Consider the following 17,626-nt stretch of genomic DNA (forward strand, 5'->3'; position numbering starts at 1 on the left):
TGACGGATCACGCCTGACGGTCCGCGTACTCGTAGATCGTGCCGTCCGGATGCATCGCGATCAGATTGCGGCCCACCGGCGTCGGCAACGGACCCGCGACGATGTGCGCGCCCAGCTCGCTGAGCACCTGGTGGGTCTCCTCGACGTCCTTGACGGCGATCGTCGCCGCGACCTTGCGCAGCACCTCCAGCTCGGCCTCCGGGCCGCTCATCAGCAGGAAGCAGCCGACGGCCGCCACCTGGACACCGCCGCGTTCGAAGCGCAGGGCGGTGGCGCCGGAGAGTCGTTCGTAGAAGGGGACCGCGGTCTCCAGGTCGTCGACGCATACGCGCAGCGTGGCTCCCAGAATGTCCATGCGGAGAGCCTAGTTGGAGGCGGCCGGGCAGGGAGATCGTTTCACGCGATCCCCTCACTCCCCGTTACGCGTACCCCTGTACGGGTACTCGGCGGGCATGGACCGCTTGGATCACCTTGATCATCTCGACAAGCACTTGGTCGAAGAGCTGGCGCAGGTGGCGCGCGAGACCGTGCGTGACGAACTGCGCGAGCAGACGCGCAGGCAGCGCCGCCGGGCCATGCTGTACGCGGGCTCGGGCGCCGTCGCCCTGTACGCGGGTGCGGCCCTCGCTCTCGCCCTGGGGCTGGCCCTCGCGGCCGGGCTGCCGGACTGGGCCGCCGCGCTGATCACCGCGGTGATCCTGGGCGCGGTGGCGTATGCGCTGCGGAGCGCGGCACACCCCTCGGCGTCCCGGCCGACGCCGGAGCACCGGGCCGAGGCCGCCGCAGCCCATGGGCGCAGCGTCGGTGACACGGCTGCGGCCGCTCCGCCGAGCGGGCTCGGCACGCCGTACCCTCCGATGCCGCCCGGCCCGCCCGAGGCGGGGGCGCCGGACATGCCCGACGCGCGGCCGCCGCACCCGGACGACATCGACCCCGAGCAGCCGCACCACCGGGCCTGACGGCGTTCACGCCACCCGGTACTCCCGCACCTCCTCCGTCCGCAGCGTCAACCCGTGGCCGATGCCCCGCGCCGGGGTGACCGTGCCGCCCGTCGGGTCCAGGGCACCGTCGAAGAACATGTCCTCCATGCGGACGTGGTCGTGGAACCAGTCGATGTGGCGGAGGTTGGGGATCGCGGCGGACACCGCGGCGTGGGCGTGCGGGGCGCGGTGTGCCGAGACCTCCAGGCCATGGGCCTGGGCGAGGGCGGCGGCGCGGAGGAACTCCGTCAGCCCGCCGCAGCGTGTGGCGTCGATCTGGAGGCAGTCGACCGAGCCCGCGGTGATCATGCGGGCGAAGTACGGGAGGTCGTAGCCGTATTCGCCGGCCGTGACGTCGCACGGCAGGGTGTCGCGGATCAGTCGCAGGCCGGTGAGGTCGTCCGAGGGCACGGGCTCCTCGAACCACCCGACGCCGTGCTCGGCGAGGGCGTGGCCGACCCGGATCGCCTGTTTGCGGGTGTAGGCGCCGCCCGCGTCCACGTACAACTCGGCCTCGGAGCCGATCACTTGGCGTGCCGCCTGCACGCGGGACATGTCGCGCAGGATCGCGCGGCCCCGGTCCTCGCCGATCCTGATCTTCACGCGCGGGATGTGCTGACCGTGCACCCAGCCGTTCAACTGCGCCGCCAGGTGGGTGTCGTGGTACGTCGTGAAGCCGCCGCTGCCGTACACGGGGACGCGCTCGCGGCAGGTGCCCAGCAGCCGGGCCAGCGGCAGTTCCAGGAGGCGTGCCTTGAGGTCCCACAGGGCGATGTCCAGCGCCGAGATCGCACACGCGGCGATGCCCGGCCGACCCGCGTCACGGATCGCGCGGGACATCGCGTCGTGCACGGCCGGGATGTCCAGGGCGCTGCGGTGCACGACGAGCGGCGCCAGGTGATCGCGCAGGAAGTCGCCGATCGCCGCCGGGCCGTACGTCCAGCCCGTGCCGGTCGCATCGCCCGCCGTGACCTCGACGATCACCACGGTCGTGGAGTTCCAGGCCAGCGTGCCGTCGGCCTCGGGGGCGTCGGTGGGCACCGTGTAGACGGAGACTACGGGGAGATTCAGCTTCATCGCGCGAAACCGTCCCTCGTCACCGTCGAGGCACACCGCTCGGCGACCGCACGAAAGAAGGAGCCGTACTGGGGCATGGGGGGACACCTCCGGGGCTGCCGCGTCGGCGGCGGGGCGGGTCGCCGTTCCGGGTACCCGGAGGTCCGGCCGGAAACCCGGGGCGGCGGGTTGACGTCCGGAAAGGGGGGGGGGCGGGGGCTGGATCGGCCGGCCTGCTGGATGCCGGGCTGGGTCGGTCGGCGTGTCCGAAACGCGGGCCGGGCGGGGTCCGTGTGCCGGAAACCCCGGCCGGGCGGGTCCGTGTGCCGGAGGCCCAGGGCGTCCTGGTCGACGTTTGGCCGCCTTGGCCAGGGGGACGCGGAAGGCTCCCGAGGTACGCGACAGCCCCGGAGGCTAACCGTGAGTCGACCCCGCATCGTGATCGTCGGCGCCGGATTCGCCGGGTACCGGGCGGCCCGCACGCTGTCCCGGATCGCCCGTGGCAAGGCCGACATCACCCTGCTGAACCCGACCGACTACTTCCTGTATCTGCCCCTGCTGCCCCAGGTCGCCGCCGGCATCCTGGAACCACGACGGGTGACCGTGTCGCTCTCCGGCACCCTGCCCCACGTACGGCTCGTGCTGGGCGAAGCCGACGCCCTGGACCTGGACGCCCACACCGTGCACTACACCGGACCCGAGGGCGACGCCGGGACCCTGTCCTTCGACCGGCTGATCCTCGCCGCGGGCAGCGTCAACAAGCTGTTGCCCATTCCCGGTGTCGCCGAGCACGCGCACGGCTTCCGGGGCCTTCCCGAGGCGCTCTATCTGCGCGATCACGTGACCCGGCAGGTGGAGCTGGCGGCTGGCGCCGACGACCCCGAGAGCTGCGCGGCACGGTGCACGTTCGTCGTCGTGGGCGCCGGATACACCGGCACCGAGGTCGCCGCGCAGGGGAAGCTGTTCACCGACGCCCAGGTGCGCAAACACCCGCTGCGAGCACGTATGCGGCCGCGCTGGCTGCTGCTCGACATCGCCGAACGCGTCCTGCCCGAGCTGGGCGAGCACCTGTCGCGCACCGCCGACCGGGTGCTGCGGCAGCGGGGCGTGGAGGTGCGGATGGGCACCTCCGTGAAGGAGGCCACGCACAGCGGGGTCCTGCTGACCGACGGCGAGTTCGTCGACACCCGCACGCTGGTGTGGTGCGTCGGCGTACGGCCCGATCCGCTCGCCGAGTCCCTCGGGCTGCCCCTGGAGCGGGGCCGCCTGCTCGTCGACCCGTACCTCCAAGTGCCGGGCCGGCCCGAGCTGTTCGCCGCGGGGGACGGGGCCGCCGTGCCCGACCTGGAGCGGCCCGGCCAGTACACGCCGATGACCGCCCAGCACGCCTGGCGGCACGGCAAGACCGTGGCCCACAACGTCGCCGCGTCCCTGGGCATCGGCGAGCGGCGTCCCTACCGCCACCGCGACATGGGCTTCGTCGTGGACCTGGGCGGCGTCAAGGCGGCCGCCAACCCGCTCGGTGTCCCGCTGTCCGGCGTGGCGGCGGGCGCGGTCACCCGCGGCTACCACCTCGCCGCGATGCCCGGCAACCGCATCCGCGTCGCCGCCGACTGGCTCCTGGACGCCGTACTGCCGCGCCAGGCCGTGCAGTTGGGACTCGTACGGTCGTGGTCGGTGCCGCTGGACACCGCGTCGCCGGAGCTGGTCCGGGGGCCGGGAGCCGCTGATTCCGCAAAGACCGCGACGACGGACGAGCCCAAGACGGACGAGCTCAAGACGGACAAGCCCAAGACGGACAAGCCCGCGAAGACAGATCAGGCCGAGAGGGCAGAGCAGGCCGCGAAAACAGACCAGGCCGAGTTGACACACGAGGCCGAGATCCGAGAAGGCTGAGATGACCGAGAAGAGTCGGGCGGTCGGCGAGCCCCCGAGGAAACGACCCGAAGACACACCCGCTTCCGCCGGGCGTCCCGACCCTGTTCAGGACCCCGACGCCGCCAGGCACCCCGAACCCCCCGGCCCCGTCACGCGCTCCGATCTGCGAGCCGCGCACGAGCCGCCCGCCGACGCCCCCGCAGTCCACAAGCCGCACCCCGGCGAGCCCGCACACCACTCTCACCACCCCTCGGAAGGAGCCTCATGAACACCTCCGAACTCGTCGAGCTGGCCCAGCAGTTGCGCGTGGACAGTGTGCGGGCCTCCGCCGCCGCGGGGTCGGGGCATCCGACGTCGTCGATGTCCGCGGCCGATCTGACGGCCGTACTCCTCGCGAACCACCTGCGCTACGACTTCGACCGGCCGGCCCACCCCGGAAACGACCGCTTCGTCCTCTCCAAGGGGCACGCCTCGCCCCTGCTGTACGCCGCCTACAAGGCGGCCGGCGCCATCGAGGACGGTGAGCTGCTCACCTTCCGCAAGCTCGGCAGCCGGCTCGAAGGGCACCCCACCCCGCGCCAGGTGCCGTGGGTGGAGACCGCGACCGGTTCGCTGGGGCAGGGGCTGCCGATCGGGGTGGGGATCGCACTGGCCGGCAAGCGGCTCGACCGGGTCGGGTACCGGGTGTGGGTGCTGTGCGGGGACAGCGAGCTCGCCGAAGGGTCCGTGTGGGAGGCCGCCGAGCACGCGGCGTACGAGCATCTGGACAATCTCACCGCGATCGTCGACGTGAACCGGCTGGGCCAGCGCGGCCCGACCCGGCACGGCCATGACCTGGACGCCTACGCCCGTCGCTTCCAGGCGTTCGGCTGGCACACCGTCGAGGTGGACGGGCATGACGTGGACGCCGTCGACCGGGCGTACGCGGAGGCCAGGTCGACCGCCGGGCAGCCCACCGTGATCCTCGCCCGCACCCTCAAGGGCAAGGGTGTCGAGGCCGTCCAGGACCGGGAGGGACTGCACGGAAAGCCCCTGCCGGAGCCCGACGAGGCCGTCGCCGAACTCGGCGGGGAGCGTGACATCCGCATCCACGTCCATGAGCCGCCCGCCGCCCGCGTGCTGCACGCCGTGCGCGCCGGGCACCTCGACCTGCCCCGCTGGGAGAAGGGGGAGGAGGTCGCCACGCGCAACGCCTACGGCGAGGCGCTTGCCGCTCTGGGCACCGGGCGCGGTGACATCGTCGCCCTCGACGGCGAGGTCGGCGACTCCACCCGCGCCGAGTTCTTCGCCAAGGAACACCCGGAGCGCTACTTCGAGTGCTACATCGCCGAGCAGCAGATGGTCGCCGCCGCGGTGGGGCTCGCGGCGCGCGGCTGGGTGCCGTACGCCGCCACCTTCGCCGCCTTCCTCACCCGCGCCCACGATTTCGTGCGCATGGCGGCGGTCAGCGGTGCCGGCATCAACCTCGTCGGCTCGCACGCCGGCGTCGCGATCGGGCAGGACGGGCCGAGCCAGATGGGCCTGGAGGACCTGGCGATGATGCGGGCCGTGCACGGTTCGACCGTGCTGTACCCGTGCGACGCCAACCAGACCGCGCAGCTCGTCGCCGCCATGGCCGGCCTGGAGGGCGTCCGCTATCTGCGCACCTCGCGCGGCGACAGCCCGGTCATCTACGGCCCCGACGAGGAGTTCCCCGTCGGCGGCAGCAAGGTGCTGCGCGCGAGTGACCGGGACCGGCTGACCGTGGTCGCCGCCGGCGTCACCGTGCACGAGGCGCTCGCCGCGGCCGACGCCCTGGACCGTGACGGGATCCAGGTGCGGGTCGTGGATCTGTACTCGGTCAAGCCCGTCGACCGGTCCACGCTGCGCCGGGCCGCCGAGGACACCGGCTGTCTGCTCACCGTGGAGGACCACCGTGAGGAGGGTGGCATAGGCGACGCCGTCCTCGACGCGTTCCTCGACGGGCGCCCGGTGCCCCGGCTGGTGCGCCTGGCCGTCCGCCGGATGCCGGGATCCGCCTCGCCGGACCAGCAGCTGCACACCGCGGGCATCGACGCCGCGTCCATCGCCGCCGCGGGGAAGCTGCTGGTGGAGGAGGCGGTCGTGCGGTGAGCGGCGACGACGATACGAAGAAGGTGCGGGCGGGGCGCCGCAGCGTCGAGGTCAAACGCGTCGGCAAGGTGCTCTTTCCCGGCGGCGGGGGCGCGAAGGAGTACACCAAGGGCGACCTCGTCGAGTACTACCGGTCCGTCGCCGCCTTCATGCTGCCGCATCTGCGCGGCCGCCCGCTGATGCTGGAGCGGTACCCGGACGGTCTCGACGGCCCCCGGTTCATGCAGAAGAACACGCCGGACCACTACCCGGACTGGATCACCCGCTTCGAGGTGCCCAAGGAGGACGGCACCGTCTGTCACACGGTCTGCGACGACACCGCGGGCCTCGTCTTCCTCACCGACCAGGCCTGCCTCACCCTGCACCGCTGGCTCTCCCGCACCAATGACATCAACCGCCCCGACCGGATGGTCTTCGACCTCGACCCGGCCGATGACTCCTTCGTGCAGGTCAGAGAGGCCGCCGAGCTGCTCGGCGAGCTGCTCGACGAACTGAGGCTGCCCTCGGCCCCGATGACCACCGGCTCGCGCGGGCTGCACATCGTCGTACCGCTGAACGGGCACCACGACTTCGACGAGGTCCGGGACTTCGCCAAGGACGTCGCCGGGGTGCTGGAGGCCGCCCACCCGGACCGGTTCACCACGGCCGCCCGCAAGAAGGACCGCGGCGACCGTCTCTACCTTGACGTGCAGCGCAACGCCTACGCCCAGACCGCCGTCGTGCCCTACACCGTCCGGGCCCGGCCCGGCGCCTCCGTCGCCACGCCGCTGACCTGGGCAGAACTGGACGACCCGGAGCTGGACGCCCGCCGCTGGAGCATCGCCGACGCCGTGGAGCAGGCCCGCACCGACCCCTGGTCCGGGCTGCTGGACCGGGGCCGCGCCCTGGGCCCGGCCAGGCGCAGGCTCGACGCACTGCGCGGCTGAAGAAACCGAGCAGCGTGTTTGACCGGCGCCTTCCAGGTCACTCGGCGCGGGTGGCGCCCATGAATGATTCACAGAACACACCCAAGTCATCCAGACGGGACTCGGGCGGGGCGGAAGAACAGCCGGCCCCGATGGAGGTGCTGCGTCAGGCGCGGGCCCAGCTCGCCGAACTCACCGGCATGAACGCGGAGACAGTGACGTCCTTCGAGCACACGGAGGACGGCTGGACGCTCGAGATAGAGGTCCTGGAGCTGGCCCGCGTCCCCGACACGATGAGTCTGATGGCGAGCTACCAGGTCGATCTCGACCCCCAAGGACAGCTCGCGGGGTACCGGCGCGTACGCCGCTACGAACGAGGGCGTTCCGACGCACGAAGGCCCGGCGGCCGGTAGGCCGCCCGCCCACGCCCGGCACACCGTCCCGAGAAAAGGAGGAAGGTCCGGCATGACCGTTGTACCGGCACAGCAGACCGGCGGCGGAGGCGGCAGCAGCGGCCTCTACGACGTTCTGGAGCTCGTCCTCGACAGGGGACTCGTCATCGACGCATTCATCCGGGTTTCCCTGGTCGGCATCGAGATCCTGAAGATCGACATCCGTGTCGTCGTGGCCAGCGTCGACACCTATCTGCGCTTCGCCGAGGCGTGCAACCGGCTCGACCTGGAGGCCGGGCCGCGCAAGGCGCCAGGCCTGCCCGACCTGGTCGGCGAGATCACCGAGTCCGGCGCGCGCGGCAAGTCCAAGGGGGCCCTGTCAGGCGCCGCCGAGACCATCTCCGGCGCCTTCAAGCAGGCACGTGAGGAAGGCAGCGAGGAGGAGCGGCCCAGGCAGCGCACCCGCAAGTCCACCACGTCGCGCAGGAAGGAGGAGCAGGAGTGAGTACGTACGTGTACGGCATCACCGCGAGCTCGCATCCCGCCCTTTCGAAGGACGTCGGCGGTGTGGGCGAGCCGCCGCGCCCCGTGCGTGTCCTGAAGGCGGGGCCGCTGGCCGCCCTGGTCAGCGACGCCCCCGAGGACCTGCGTCCCAAGCGCAGGGAACTGCTCGCCCACTCGAACGTGCTCGCCGAGGCGGGTGCCACCGGCTGCGTACTGCCCATGAGGTTCGGCAGCGTCGCCCCCGACGACGACACGGTCACCGGCGTACTCGCCGAGCGCGCCGAGCACTACCGGGAGCGGCTCTCCGCCCTGGACGGCAAGGTCGAGTACAACGTGAAGGCCACGCACGCCGAGGAGGCCGTGCTGCACCACGTGCTGGCCTCGAACCCGGAGATCCGGGCCATGACGGAGGCCAACCGGCAGGCCGGCGGCGGCACCTACGACGACCGGCTCCGGCTCGGCGAGATGGTGGCCGCCGCGGTCAAGGCCCAGGAGGCCGAGGACGCGACCGATGTGCAGCACACCCTGGAACCGGCCGCGCACGCGGTCAGTGTGGGCCCCGACTCCACCGGCTGGCTCGCCAACGTGTCGTTCCTGGTCGGCCGCGACGAGGTCGAGACGTTCCTGACCGCCGTCGACCAGCTCCGCGAGGGCCATCCGCACCTCGAAGTGCGGGTCAACGGCCCGCTGCCGCCGTACAGCTTCGTCGAGCCCGGCCCCGCCGAGCCCGCGGACAGTATGTCCGGCGGCGAAACAGCGAAGGAGTGAGGTGGCGGCGGTGGGACTGATCGGAGAGGTGCTGCTGCTGCCGTTCGCCCCGGTGCGCGGCAGCGGATGGGTGATGAGACAGGTGCTGCGCGAGGCGGAGCGCATCTACTACGACCCGGCCGCCGTGCGGGCCGAACTGGCGCTGCTGGAGGAGCAGTTGACGGCGGGCGAGATCGACGAGGAGGAGTTCGACCGCCGTGAGGACGAACTCCTCGACCGGCTGGAGATCGGCCTGCGCGCAGACTACGGGAACAGCGACGGGACGGCATGATGAACCGAGTGGGACTGGGCCTCGCGATAGGGGCCGGATACGTCCTCGGACGGACGAAGAAACTGAAACTGGCGTTGGCCATCGGCAGTGCCGTGGCCGGCAAGCGGATGCATCTGAGTCCGCGGGCCGTCACGGACCTGGTGTCCCAACAGCTCCTGAAGAACCCTCAGTTCAAGGAGATCGGGGACCAGCTGCGCGAGGACCTGCGCGGTGTCGGCGAGGCGGCCTCCGGCGCCTTGGTCGAGCGTCAGCTCGACGCGCTCTCCGACCGGCTGCACGGACGCACCGCAGAGGTGCGCGAGCAGCTGTCGGGCGCGGTGCCGACGCCGGATCTCGACGCGGAGGACGAGGAAGCCGAAGCCGAGGAGGAGCCCGAGGACGAGGAGCCGCGCGCGGAGGACGAGGACGGCGACGAGCCGGAGGAGTCCGAGGGACGCGAGGAGGCCGAGGAGGCCGAGGAGGACGAGGAGCCCGAGGAGCCCGAGGAGCCCGAGGAGCCCGAGGCCGAGGAGCCGTCCCGGAAGGCGACGGCTAAGCGGGCCGCGCCGAAGAAGACCGCCAAGAAGGCGGCCAAGAAGGCGCCCGCGAAGAAGACGGCGGCGAAGAAGACCACCGCCGGCAGGACAGCGCCCAAGAAGGCGGCGGCGAAGCGGAGCGGGACCGGCAAGTCGACCACCAGGAAGACGCCCGGGGCTCGCGGATCCGCCGGCGGCGGCCGGGCGCGCCAGTCGAAGGGCGGTGACGGTCGATGACCGAGACGCTCGGATCCGCGAGTTCCGCTGCCGGCGGAGCCGCGAAGCAACCACTCGCCGGCGTGGCCCACAGCGAGGCCGCCGACCGGCTCAAGGCCGAGCTGCAGGAGTACCTCGCCGCGCAGACCCAGCGGCTGCTGGTCGGCGCGGGGCGCAAGCTCGGCGAGGCCACGGTCAAGCTGAACGACGTCGCCGAGGGCAACAGCCCGGGTCTGGCCAAGCTCGCGCTCGAGGGTGGCCGCAAGCTCGCCGGCGGCAAGAGCCCGCTGCGCAGCGCCTTGGAGGTCGGCGCCGGCCAGGTCAAGGACAAGGTGGTCGGCGCGTTCAAGAACCTCGGCGGCGGCAAGGGCAAACGCAAGGGCTCGGTCGGCAAGAAGCCCACCGTCATCATCGAGTACGTCGACGTCGGCGTGCCGCTGCGCACCGCGTACGACCAGTGGACCCAGTACCAGGACTTCAGCACCTTCGCGAAGGGCGTGAAGAGCGCGAACCGCGCCGACGACACGACCTCCGACTGGCAGCTCAAGGTCTTCTGGTCCAACCGCAGCTGGAAGGCGCACACCACCGAGCAGGTGCCGGACGACCGGATCGCCTGGAAGTCGGAGGGCGCGAAGGGCACCACGAAGGGCGTCGTCTCCTTCCACCGGCTCGACGACAACCTCACCCGTGTCCTGGTGGTCGTCGAGTACTACCCCTCGGGCCTGTTCGAGAAGACCGGCAACATCTGGCGTTCGCAGGGCCGCCGGTTGCGCCTCGACCTGAAGAACTACGTCCGCTTCATCACCCTCAAGGGAGAGGCCGAGGACGGCTGGCGCGGCGAGATCCGCGACGGCGAGGTCGTGCGCAGCCATGAGGACGCGGTCGCGGAGGAGGAAGAGGAGGAGTACGACGAGGACGAGGAGAAGGGCGAGAACGGTGAGTACGCCGAGGACGAGGAGCCCGAGGGCGAGGAGCCCGAGGGCGAGGAGCCCGAGGACGAGGAGCCCGAGGGCGAGTACGAGGAAGAGGAAGAGGAAGAGGAAGACGAAGATGTCGAGGGCGGGGACGCGGGGCGAGGGGGCGAAGAGGAACCCGAGGACGCGTACGAGGAGGAGCCCGAGAACGAGGACGAGGATGAACCCGAGTACGCCGGTGGCGGGAGCCGACGATGACGATGCCCAGCCGGCTGCCCGAGCCCTACGGCCAGGGCAGCGGCGCCAACCTCGCCGACATCCTGGAAAGGGTGCTCGACAAGGGCATAGTCATCGCGGGCGACATCCGCATCAATCTGCTCGACATCGAACTCCTCACCATCAAGCTGCGTCTCATCGTCGCCTCGGTCGACAAGGCGAAGGAGATGGGCATCGACTGGTGGGAGGACGACCCGGCGCTGTCCTCCGGCGCCCGCCGCAAGGAACTCGCCCGGGAGAACGCCGAGTTGCGCGAGCGCCTGGCCCAGCTGGAGCCCGCCCGGGAGCAGGAGGAGGCCCCATGACCGCACTGCGCTACGTCTACGCCGTCTGCCACCCCTTTCGCTCCGCGCTCCAGGCCCAGCTGACGGGGGTGGCAGGGGCGCCGCCGAAACAGCTCACGCACCACGGCCTGGTCGCCGTCGTCAGTACGGTGCCGGAGGCGGACTTCGCCGAGGAGCCGCTCCGTGCCCATCTGGAGGACCTCGACTGGCTCACCGCCACGGCCCGCGCGCACCAGCAGGTCATCGACGCGCTCACCGTCGTCACGACCCCGCTGCCGCTGCGGCTCGCCACCGTCTTCCGGGACGACAGTGGCGTACGGACCATGATGGAGGCCCGCGAGGAGGCCTTCCGGCGCGTGCTCGACCGGCTGGAGGGACGGGTCGAGTGGGGCGTCAAGGTGTACGCCGAGCCGGAGGCCGCGGAGCCTGCGAGGACCGGCCGGGCGGGGGCCGAGGTCGCGTCCGGCCGTGACTATCTGCGACAGCGCCGAATGCAGACACGGGCCCATGAGGACCTATGGCAGAAGGCCGCCGCATTCGCCGGCCGACTGCACGAAAAGCTCTCCGCTTTCGGCGAGGATTCCCGGCTGCACGCCCCGCAGAACACCGCGCTTTCCGGGGCCTCCGGGCAGAATGTGCTCAACGCCGCCTATCTGGTCCCGCGCGCGGATTCCGAGGAATTCGTGGAGCTTGTGGACCGGGAGAAGGACGATTCCCCGGGTATTCGGGTGGAACTCACCGGGCCCTGGGCGGCCTATTCCTTCACGGGGGAGTTCACGGAGGAGCCGGAGGTGGAGCCGTGACCGTCGTCGAACGTCGCGAGATCGCCCTCGTGGACCTGCTCGACCGGCTGCTCGCCGGGGGAGTCGTCGTCACGGGAGACATCACTCTGCGCATCGCCGACGTCGACCTCGTCCGCATCGACCTGAACGCGCTGATCAGCTCCGTCAACGAGCAGGTCCCGTCGCCCTGGAGAGAGTTGACATGACGTCACAGCGAGGCCGACTGGACCTCGAACCCGACACCGTGGAACGCGACCTGGTGAAACTCGTCCTGACGGTCGTGGAGTTGCTGCGCCAGCTCATGGAACGACAGGCGCTGCGCCGCTTCGACGAGGGCGACCTGAGCGAGGAGCAGGAGGAGCGGATCGGTCTCACCCTGATGCTGCTCGACGAGCGCATGACCGAGCTGCGTGAGCGCTACGGCCTGCGGCCCGAGGACCTGAATCTGGACCTCGGGCCGCTCGGGCCGCTGCTTCCCCGGGAGTGAGTCATCGCCGGTACCGGGACCGATTTACCACCGGTACCAGCGGCCCCTGCTCCCGGCCGCGGTGGTGCCGCGCAGCAGGAATCCCAGCAACCACAGCACAAGCACTGCGATCGCGATATACCAAAGCAGCTCGACTGCGAATCCAGCACCGAAGAGAAGCAGTGCAAGGAGCAGGACAAGAAGGATGGGAACCATAATGTGAACCTCCTGCACTCCGGGTAACCCGAATTCGGAGATTCAGGCGTCCTTACGGCACAGAATCTCTCCGTGCAGCACGCTGAACCAGCCGTCCTCCCGCTGCCCCCATTCCCGCCAGGCCTCCGACACGGCCCGCAACTGCTCCGCGCTCGCGTGCCCGCCCTCCGTGGCCCGCTCGGCATACGCCGAGGCCAGCGTCCGGTCCGCCCACAGACCGCTCCACCAGGCCCGCTCGTCGGGCGCCGAGAAGGTCCAGGTGCTCGACGTGGCCGTGATGTCGGTGAGCCCCGCGTGCAGTGCCCAGGACTTCAGCCGGCGCCCGGCGTCCGGCTCGCCGCCGTTGGCGCGGGCGACCCGGCGGTACAGATCCAGCCAGTCGTCCATCCCTGGGGACGCCGGATACCAGGTCATGGCCGCGTAGTCCGAGTCGCGCACCGCGATGAGGCCGCCCGGCCTGGTCACCCGTCGCATCTCGCGCAGGGCGGCCACCGGATCACCGACGTGCTGCAGCACCTGGTGGGCGTGGACGACGCAGAACGTGTCGTCCGGGAAGTCCAGGGCGTGCACGTCCGCGACGCGAACTCGACGTTCGCCAGGCCGCGTCCGGCGGCCGTGTCCCCGGCCTGCTCCAGGATCCCCGGTGCCCGGTCGACACCGGTGACGTGCCCGTCGGGGACCAGGGCCGCCAGGTCGGCGGTGATCGTGCCCGGGCCGCAGCCGACATCCAGGATCCGCATGTGCGGCTGCAGCGAACCGAGCAGGTAGGCCGCGGAGTTGGCCGCGGTGCGCCAGGTGTGCGAACGCAGCACGGACTCGTGGTGCCCGTGCGTGTAGACGGCGGTTTCCCGTGGTTTCGACATGGCTGCACGGTACGCGCGTATGTCGAATGATGAGACCTACGTTTTGCTATGTGGACTGATGGATGATCAGTTTCCGGGCAACGGGCGGTAGACCGTCAGCGCCTCCGGCAGCTTCTCCAGCGTCACCTCGCCCCCCACCTCGGTGACTTCCCCGTCGTAGGCGAGGAGCGCGCCCGGCGTGACCCCCGACAGGCGCAGCCGGGCCACCTGGACCGCCGCATGGGCCGGCGAGCGGGTCAGCGGGCCCGCGAGGGCGGCCGCGAGAAGGCGCAGGGCGGGCCTGCGCCCGCCGTGCACGACCCGCACGTCGAGCACGCCGTCCGCGAGGTCCAGGCGCCGGGCGGGGGCGAGGCCCACCCGGTGGTAGGTGCCGTTCCCGGCGAACAGCAGCCACAACGGGTGGCTGCGGCCCGCGACTTCGGCGTGCAGGGGGTGGCGTTCGGCGCGCAGCACGCGCAGGGCCGCCAGCACTCCGGCCGGCCAGGCGCCGATGCGGGGCGAGAAGTGGTCCCGCCGGCGCACCAGTTCCGGATACACGCCCAGGCTGCAGGTGTTGAGGAACAGGCCCTGCCGTCCGTCGCAGGTGAACCGGCCCACGTCCACGCGTACGGCCTGGCCGCGCTGGACGGCCCGGCTCAGATCGCGTTCGTCCTCCACGCCCAGGTCCTGCGCGAAGTGGTTCAGGGTGCCGCCGGGCAGCACCGCGAGGGGCAGACCGTGCCGCAGGGCCACCTCGGCGGCCGTGTTCACCGTGCCGTCGCCGCCGCACACGCCGAGCACCCGGGCGCGGGCCGCCGCCTTCTGCAACTCGGCGCGGGTGTCGGCCGGTTCGCACTCGACGACCTCGGCGCGCGGCAGCGAGTCCAGCAGGGCGTGCACCCGGTCGGAGGTGCCCGACCCCTTGTTGGCCACCATGACCAGGCCGTCTCCGTCCGGCAGCGCCGGCACGTCCGTACGCGGCCGGGCCGGCGGGATCAGCCGGTCGCGGGTGGGCACCATGCCCCGTACGGCGAACGCGGCACCCGCGCCCAGGGCCGCGCCCGCCAGCACGTCGCTCGGGAAGTGGACGCCCGTATACACCCGGGACAGCGCGACCGACCAGGCGATCGGGGCCACGACCAGGCCCCACGTGGGCGACTCCAGGGCGACACCGGTCGCGAACGCGGCCGCCGACGCGGCGTGCCCGGAAGGGAACGAGGTGGTGATCGGCTGCCGCTTCAGCTGCCGGACCAGCGGTACGGGGTCCAGGACGGGCCGGGGGCGACGTACCGACCGCTTGCCGAGCGTGTTGATGGTCAGCGAGGCCAAGCTCAGCGAGGCTAGGCCGCGCGCCGCGGCCCGACGGCCCCGTGGAGTCCGGCCGGCGGCGATGGCGGCGGCCACCGCGAACCACAGCACCCCGTGGTTCGCGCTCCGGCTCAGCCGGGGCAGCACCCGCTCGGCATACGGCCAGTGCTGCTCGGCGGCGAACTCGAACAGCCGGGAGTCGAGGGCGAGGAGCCGGTCGCGCAGGGCGTGCCGGCCGGGCTTGGGGACGGTGAGGTCGACGTCTGGGCTCATACAGGGCTGGGTACCCTGATGTGGCCGATTGCTGTCCGGCCGACGGTGACCGACACACGAAGGAACCTCTGCATGCGCCTGCTCCTCATACGCCACGGCCAGACCCCGTCGAACCTGGACCACCTGCTCGACACGGCCGTCCCCGGCCCGGGCCTGACCGACCTCGGCGAACGGCAGGCCGCCACCCTCCCCGAGGCCCTCGCCGACGAGGACATCGAGGCGATCTACGTCTCCACCCTGACCCGCACCCAGCGCACCGCGGCCCCGCTGGCCGCCGCCCGCGGCCTCGACGTGATCGTGCGCGACGGCATCCGCGAGCTGTCCGCCGGCGACCTGGAGATGCTGCCCGGTGACACCGAGCAGGGCGCGCTCTACATGAAGACCGCGTTCGCCTGGGCGGCCGGCGACACGGAGCTGCGGATGCCGGGCGGTGAGAGCGGGGCGGAGGCGCTGGCGCGGTATGACGCGGTGGTGGCGGAGGCCGCGGACAGCGGCGCTCGGGTCGTCGCCATGGTCAGCCACGGTGCCGCGATCCGTGTGTGGACGGCGGCCAGGGCGGTCAATGTCGACGTCCCGTTCGCCGCGGCGCATCCGCTGGAGAACACGGGAGTGGTGATCCTCGAAGGGTCGCCCGCGGATGGATGGAAGGCGCTGGCGTGGGCCGGGGCGGTCGTGACTCCCGCGGGGGAGGGTGGGCCTGCGGGGTGGCCCGTGGTCGGGGACGCGCCGTAGGGGTGCGGCTTTGACGCCGGGTGCGGGTCGAGTGGGGCTGGTCCTGGGATAAGGGTTTGCTCGGGCTCCGCGGCAGCCCGCAGAATGCGGCCCCATGGGACATCTGGAAGCCGCGCACCTCGAGTACTACCTCCCCGACGGGAGGGCGTTGCTCGGCGACGTGTCCTTCCGGGTGGGGGAAGGGGCCGTCGTGGCGCTGGTCGGGCCCAACGGTGCCGGGAAGACGACCCTGCTGCGGCTGATCTCCGGGGAGCTGAAACCGCACGGCGGCACCGTCACCGTCAGTGGCGGTCTCGGCGTGATGCGGCAGTTCGTGGGGTCCGTACGGGACGAGACGACCGTACGTGACCTGCTGGTGTCGGTCGCGCCGCCCCGTATCCGCGAGGCCGCGAAGGCCGTCGACGCCGCCGAGCACGCCATCATGACCGTCGACGACGAGGCCGCCCAGCTGAAGTACGCGCAGGCGCTCGCCGACTGGGCCGAGGCGCGTGGCTACGAGGCCGAGACGCTGTGGGACATGTGCACGACCGCCGCGCTCGGGGTGCCGTACGACAAGGCGCAGTGGCGGCAGGTGCGCACCCTGTCGGGCGGCGAGCAGAAGCGGCTGGTGCTGGAGGCACTGCTGCGCGGCACCGACGAGGTGCTGCTGCTCGACGAGCCGGACAACTACCTCGACGTGCCCGGCAAGCGCTGGCTGGAGGAGCGGCTGAAGGAGACCCGTAAGACGGTCCTCTTCGTCTCCCACGACCGCGAACTCCTCGCCCGTGCCGCCGAGAAGATCGTGTCGGTGGAGCCTTCCCCCGCCGGCGCGGACGCCTGGGTGCACGGCGGCGGCTTCGCCACCTACCACGAGGCCAGGCAGGCCCGCTTCGCCCGCTTCGAGGAGTTGCGCAAGCGCTGGGACGAGAAGCACGCCCAGCTGAAGAAGCTGGTGCTGACACTCCGTCAGGCCGCCGAGAACAGCCCCGACATGGCGTCCCGCTACCGGGCCGCCCAGACCCGGCTGCGCAAGTACGAGGAGGCCGGACCGCCGCCGGAGCCGCCGCGCGAGCAGGACATCCGGATGCGGTTGAAGGGCGGCCGCACCGGGGTGAGGGCCGTCACCTGCGAGGGGCTGGAGCTCACGGGCCTGATGAAGCCGTTCTCCCTGGAGGTCTTCTACGGCGAACGCGTCGCCGTCCTCGGCTCCAACGGCTCCGGCAAGTCGCACTTCCTGCGGCTGCTGGCGGGGGAGGACGTGGCGCACACGGGGGCGTGGAAACTGGGCGCGCGCGTGGTGCCCGGCCACTTCGCCCAGACGCACGCGCACCCCGAGCTGGTCGGACGCACGCTCCTCGACATTCTGTGGAAGGAGCACGCCCAGGACCGGGGCGCGGCGATGTCCCGTCTGCGCCGCTACGAGCTCACCCAGCAGGCCGAGCAGGCGTTCGACCGGCTCTCCGGCGGCCAGCAGGCCCGCTTCCAGATCCTCCTGCTGGAGCTGGAGGGCGTCACGGCCCTGCTCCTCGACGAGCCGACCGACAACCTCGACCTGGAATCCGCCGAGGCGCTCCAGGAGGGGCTGGAGGCGTTCGAGGGCACGGTGCTGGCGGTCACCCACGACCGCTGGTTCGCGCGCTCCTTCGACCGGTACCTGGTCTTCGGCAGTGACGGGAAGGTCCGCGAGACGCCGGAGCCGGTGTGGGATGAGCGGAGGGTGGAGCGGGCGCGGTAGGTTCTCGCCCCCGCCACCAGCCAAATTCAGCGCCTCCGGCGTTTGAGGAGCGGGGGTCCAGGGGGCAGAGCCCAGGACCACTCACCCGCGCGGGCGAAGATCACGAGGCCGTAGGCGCCGTGCGGCTCGGAGGCGGGCACCCGTTCCCCCGGCGCGTCCTGTACGGCCCGGCAGGTCGCGTGGTCGCGGCCCAAGCTCGCCCAGCTCGGACCATGCCGCCGG

Annotated in this window: 20 protein-coding genes and 1 pseudogene; 16 read left to right on the forward strand and 5 right to left on the reverse strand. The window is 71.8% G+C overall.

Annotation, left to right across the window (positions count from 1 at the left end; genetic code table 11):
• Nucleotides 1-7: 7 nt before the first annotated feature.
• Nucleotides 8-355, reverse strand: a complete 348-nt coding sequence (locus ABD932_RS15175; protein WP_345012811.1) for a VOC family protein — start codon at nucleotides 353-355, stop codon at nucleotides 8-10.
• A 97-nt stretch (nucleotides 356-452) separates the two neighbouring features.
• Between ABD932_RS15175 and ABD932_RS15180 the strand changes: the two genes are divergently transcribed.
• On the forward strand, nucleotides 453-959 hold the full coding sequence (locus tag ABD932_RS15180) for a phage holin family protein (protein ID WP_345012813.1): 507 nt from the start codon (nucleotides 453-455) through the stop codon (nucleotides 957-959).
• A 6-nt stretch (nucleotides 960-965) separates the two neighbouring features.
• Here the strand turns inward: ABD932_RS15180 and ABD932_RS15185 are convergent, their stop codons facing one another.
• A complete protein-coding gene (locus ABD932_RS15185; protein WP_345012815.1) occupies nucleotides 966-2,057 on the reverse strand; it encodes an enolase C-terminal domain-like protein in 1,092 nt (363 codons plus the stop codon).
• Nucleotides 2,058-2,456: 399 nt separating this feature from the next.
• Here ABD932_RS15185 and ABD932_RS15190 point away from each other — a divergent pair, with 399 nt between their 5' ends.
• From ABD932_RS15190 to ABD932_RS15250, 13 genes are all read left to right on the forward strand, one after another.
• Nucleotides 2,457-3,932, forward strand: a complete 1,476-nt coding sequence (locus ABD932_RS15190; RefSeq protein WP_345012817.1) for an NAD(P)/FAD-dependent oxidoreductase — start codon at nucleotides 2,457-2,459, stop codon at nucleotides 3,930-3,932.
• A 246-nt stretch (nucleotides 3,933-4,178) separates the two neighbouring features.
• Nucleotides 4,179-6,026: a transketolase gene (locus tag ABD932_RS15195; protein ID WP_345012819.1), complete on the forward strand. Its 1,848-nt coding sequence runs from the start codon at nucleotides 4,179-4,181 to the stop codon at nucleotides 6,024-6,026.
• Nucleotides 6,023-6,952 carry a non-homologous end-joining DNA ligase gene (gene ligD / locus ABD932_RS15200; RefSeq protein ID WP_345012821.1) on the forward strand — a complete coding sequence of 310 codons (930 nt, stop codon included), beginning with the start codon at nucleotides 6,023-6,025 and terminating at the stop codon, nucleotides 6,950-6,952. Before ABD932_RS15195 ends, ligD begins: the two co-directional genes overlap by 4 nt.
• Before the next feature lie 59 nt (nucleotides 6,953-7,011).
• Nucleotides 7,012-7,344 carry a gas vesicle protein GvpO gene (locus ABD932_RS15205; RefSeq protein ID WP_345012823.1) on the forward strand — a complete coding sequence of 111 codons (333 nt, stop codon included), beginning with the start codon at nucleotides 7,012-7,014 and terminating at the stop codon, nucleotides 7,342-7,344.
• A 52-nt stretch (nucleotides 7,345-7,396) separates the two neighbouring features.
• Complete coding sequence (locus ABD932_RS15210) at nucleotides 7,397-7,828, forward strand: gas vesicle structural protein GvpA (RefSeq protein ID WP_345012825.1); 432 nt, start codon at nucleotides 7,397-7,399, stop codon at nucleotides 7,826-7,828.
• Nucleotides 7,825-8,595: a GvpL/GvpF family gas vesicle protein gene (locus ABD932_RS15215; protein WP_345012827.1), complete on the forward strand. Its 771-nt coding sequence runs from the start codon at nucleotides 7,825-7,827 to the stop codon at nucleotides 8,593-8,595. Before ABD932_RS15210 ends, ABD932_RS15215 begins: the two co-directional genes overlap by 4 nt.
• A gap of 10 nt (nucleotides 8,596-8,605) precedes the next feature.
• Nucleotides 8,606-8,866: a gas vesicle protein GvpG gene (locus ABD932_RS15220; RefSeq protein WP_345012829.1), complete on the forward strand. Its 261-nt coding sequence runs from the start codon at nucleotides 8,606-8,608 to the stop codon at nucleotides 8,864-8,866.
• Nucleotides 8,866-9,618, forward strand: a complete 753-nt coding sequence (locus ABD932_RS15225; RefSeq protein WP_345014405.1) for a DNA primase — start codon at nucleotides 8,866-8,868, stop codon at nucleotides 9,616-9,618. The genes ABD932_RS15220 and ABD932_RS15225 overlap by 1 nt, the downstream gene beginning before the upstream one ends.
• On the forward strand, nucleotides 9,615-10,769 hold the full coding sequence (locus tag ABD932_RS15230; protein ID WP_345012831.1) for an SRPBCC family protein: 1,155 nt from the start codon (nucleotides 9,615-9,617) through the stop codon (nucleotides 10,767-10,769). The genes ABD932_RS15225 and ABD932_RS15230 overlap by 4 nt, the downstream gene beginning before the upstream one ends.
• Entirely contained in the window at nucleotides 10,766-11,092 is a 327-nt protein-coding gene (locus ABD932_RS15235) for a gas vesicle protein (protein WP_345012833.1), read from the forward strand. The genes ABD932_RS15230 and ABD932_RS15235 overlap by 4 nt, the downstream gene beginning before the upstream one ends.
• Nucleotides 11,089-11,874: a GvpL/GvpF family gas vesicle protein gene (locus tag ABD932_RS15240; protein ID WP_345012835.1), complete on the forward strand. Its 786-nt coding sequence runs from the start codon at nucleotides 11,089-11,091 to the stop codon at nucleotides 11,872-11,874. The genes ABD932_RS15235 and ABD932_RS15240 overlap by 4 nt, the downstream gene beginning before the upstream one ends.
• The gene (locus ABD932_RS15245) at nucleotides 11,871-12,059 is read left to right on the forward strand and encodes a gas vesicle protein (RefSeq protein WP_345012837.1); all 189 of its coding nucleotides are present in this window, start codon (nucleotides 11,871-11,873) and stop codon (nucleotides 12,057-12,059) included. Before ABD932_RS15240 ends, ABD932_RS15245 begins: the two co-directional genes overlap by 4 nt.
• The gene (locus tag ABD932_RS15250; protein ID WP_345012839.1) at nucleotides 12,056-12,340 is read left to right on the forward strand and encodes a gas vesicle protein K; all 285 of its coding nucleotides are present in this window, start codon (nucleotides 12,056-12,058) and stop codon (nucleotides 12,338-12,340) included. The genes ABD932_RS15245 and ABD932_RS15250 overlap by 4 nt, the downstream gene beginning before the upstream one ends.
• 24 nt (nucleotides 12,341-12,364) lie before the next feature.
• Here the strand turns inward: ABD932_RS15250 and ABD932_RS15255 are convergent, their stop codons facing one another.
• The 3 genes and pseudogenes from ABD932_RS15255 to ABD932_RS15265 all read right to left on the reverse strand — a co-directional run bounded on the left by ABD932_RS15255 (nucleotide 12,365) and on the right by ABD932_RS15265 (nucleotide 14,958).
• Nucleotides 12,365-12,535, reverse strand: coding sequence for a hydrophobic protein (locus ABD932_RS15255; protein ID WP_126396345.1), 171 nt, complete (start codon nucleotides 12,533-12,535; stop codon nucleotides 12,365-12,367).
• A gap of 42 nt (nucleotides 12,536-12,577) precedes the next feature.
• Nucleotides 12,578-13,398: pseudogene (locus ABD932_RS15260) on the reverse strand (methyltransferase domain-containing protein).
• Between the two features lie 66 nt (nucleotides 13,399-13,464).
• Nucleotides 13,465-14,958: a bifunctional phosphatase PAP2/diacylglycerol kinase family protein gene (locus ABD932_RS15265; protein ID WP_345012841.1), complete on the reverse strand. Its 1,494-nt coding sequence runs from the start codon at nucleotides 14,956-14,958 to the stop codon at nucleotides 13,465-13,467.
• 72 nt (nucleotides 14,959-15,030) lie between these two features.
• On the opposite strand from ABD932_RS15265, the gene ABD932_RS15270 reads away from it, so the two are divergent.
• The gene (locus ABD932_RS15270; protein ID WP_345012843.1) at nucleotides 15,031-15,690 is read left to right on the forward strand and encodes a histidine phosphatase family protein; all 660 of its coding nucleotides are present in this window, start codon (nucleotides 15,031-15,033) and stop codon (nucleotides 15,688-15,690) included.
• Between the two features lie 94 nt (nucleotides 15,691-15,784).
• Entirely contained in the window at nucleotides 15,785-17,404 is a 1,620-nt protein-coding gene (locus ABD932_RS15275) for an ABC-F family ATP-binding cassette domain-containing protein (protein WP_345012845.1), read from the forward strand.
• Nucleotides 17,405-17,626 lie beyond the last annotated feature (222 nt).

It is taken from the genome of Streptomyces shaanxiensis, assembly GCF_039537145.1.
Lineage (GTDB): Bacteria > Actinomycetota > Actinomycetes > Streptomycetales > Streptomycetaceae > Streptomyces > Streptomyces shaanxiensis.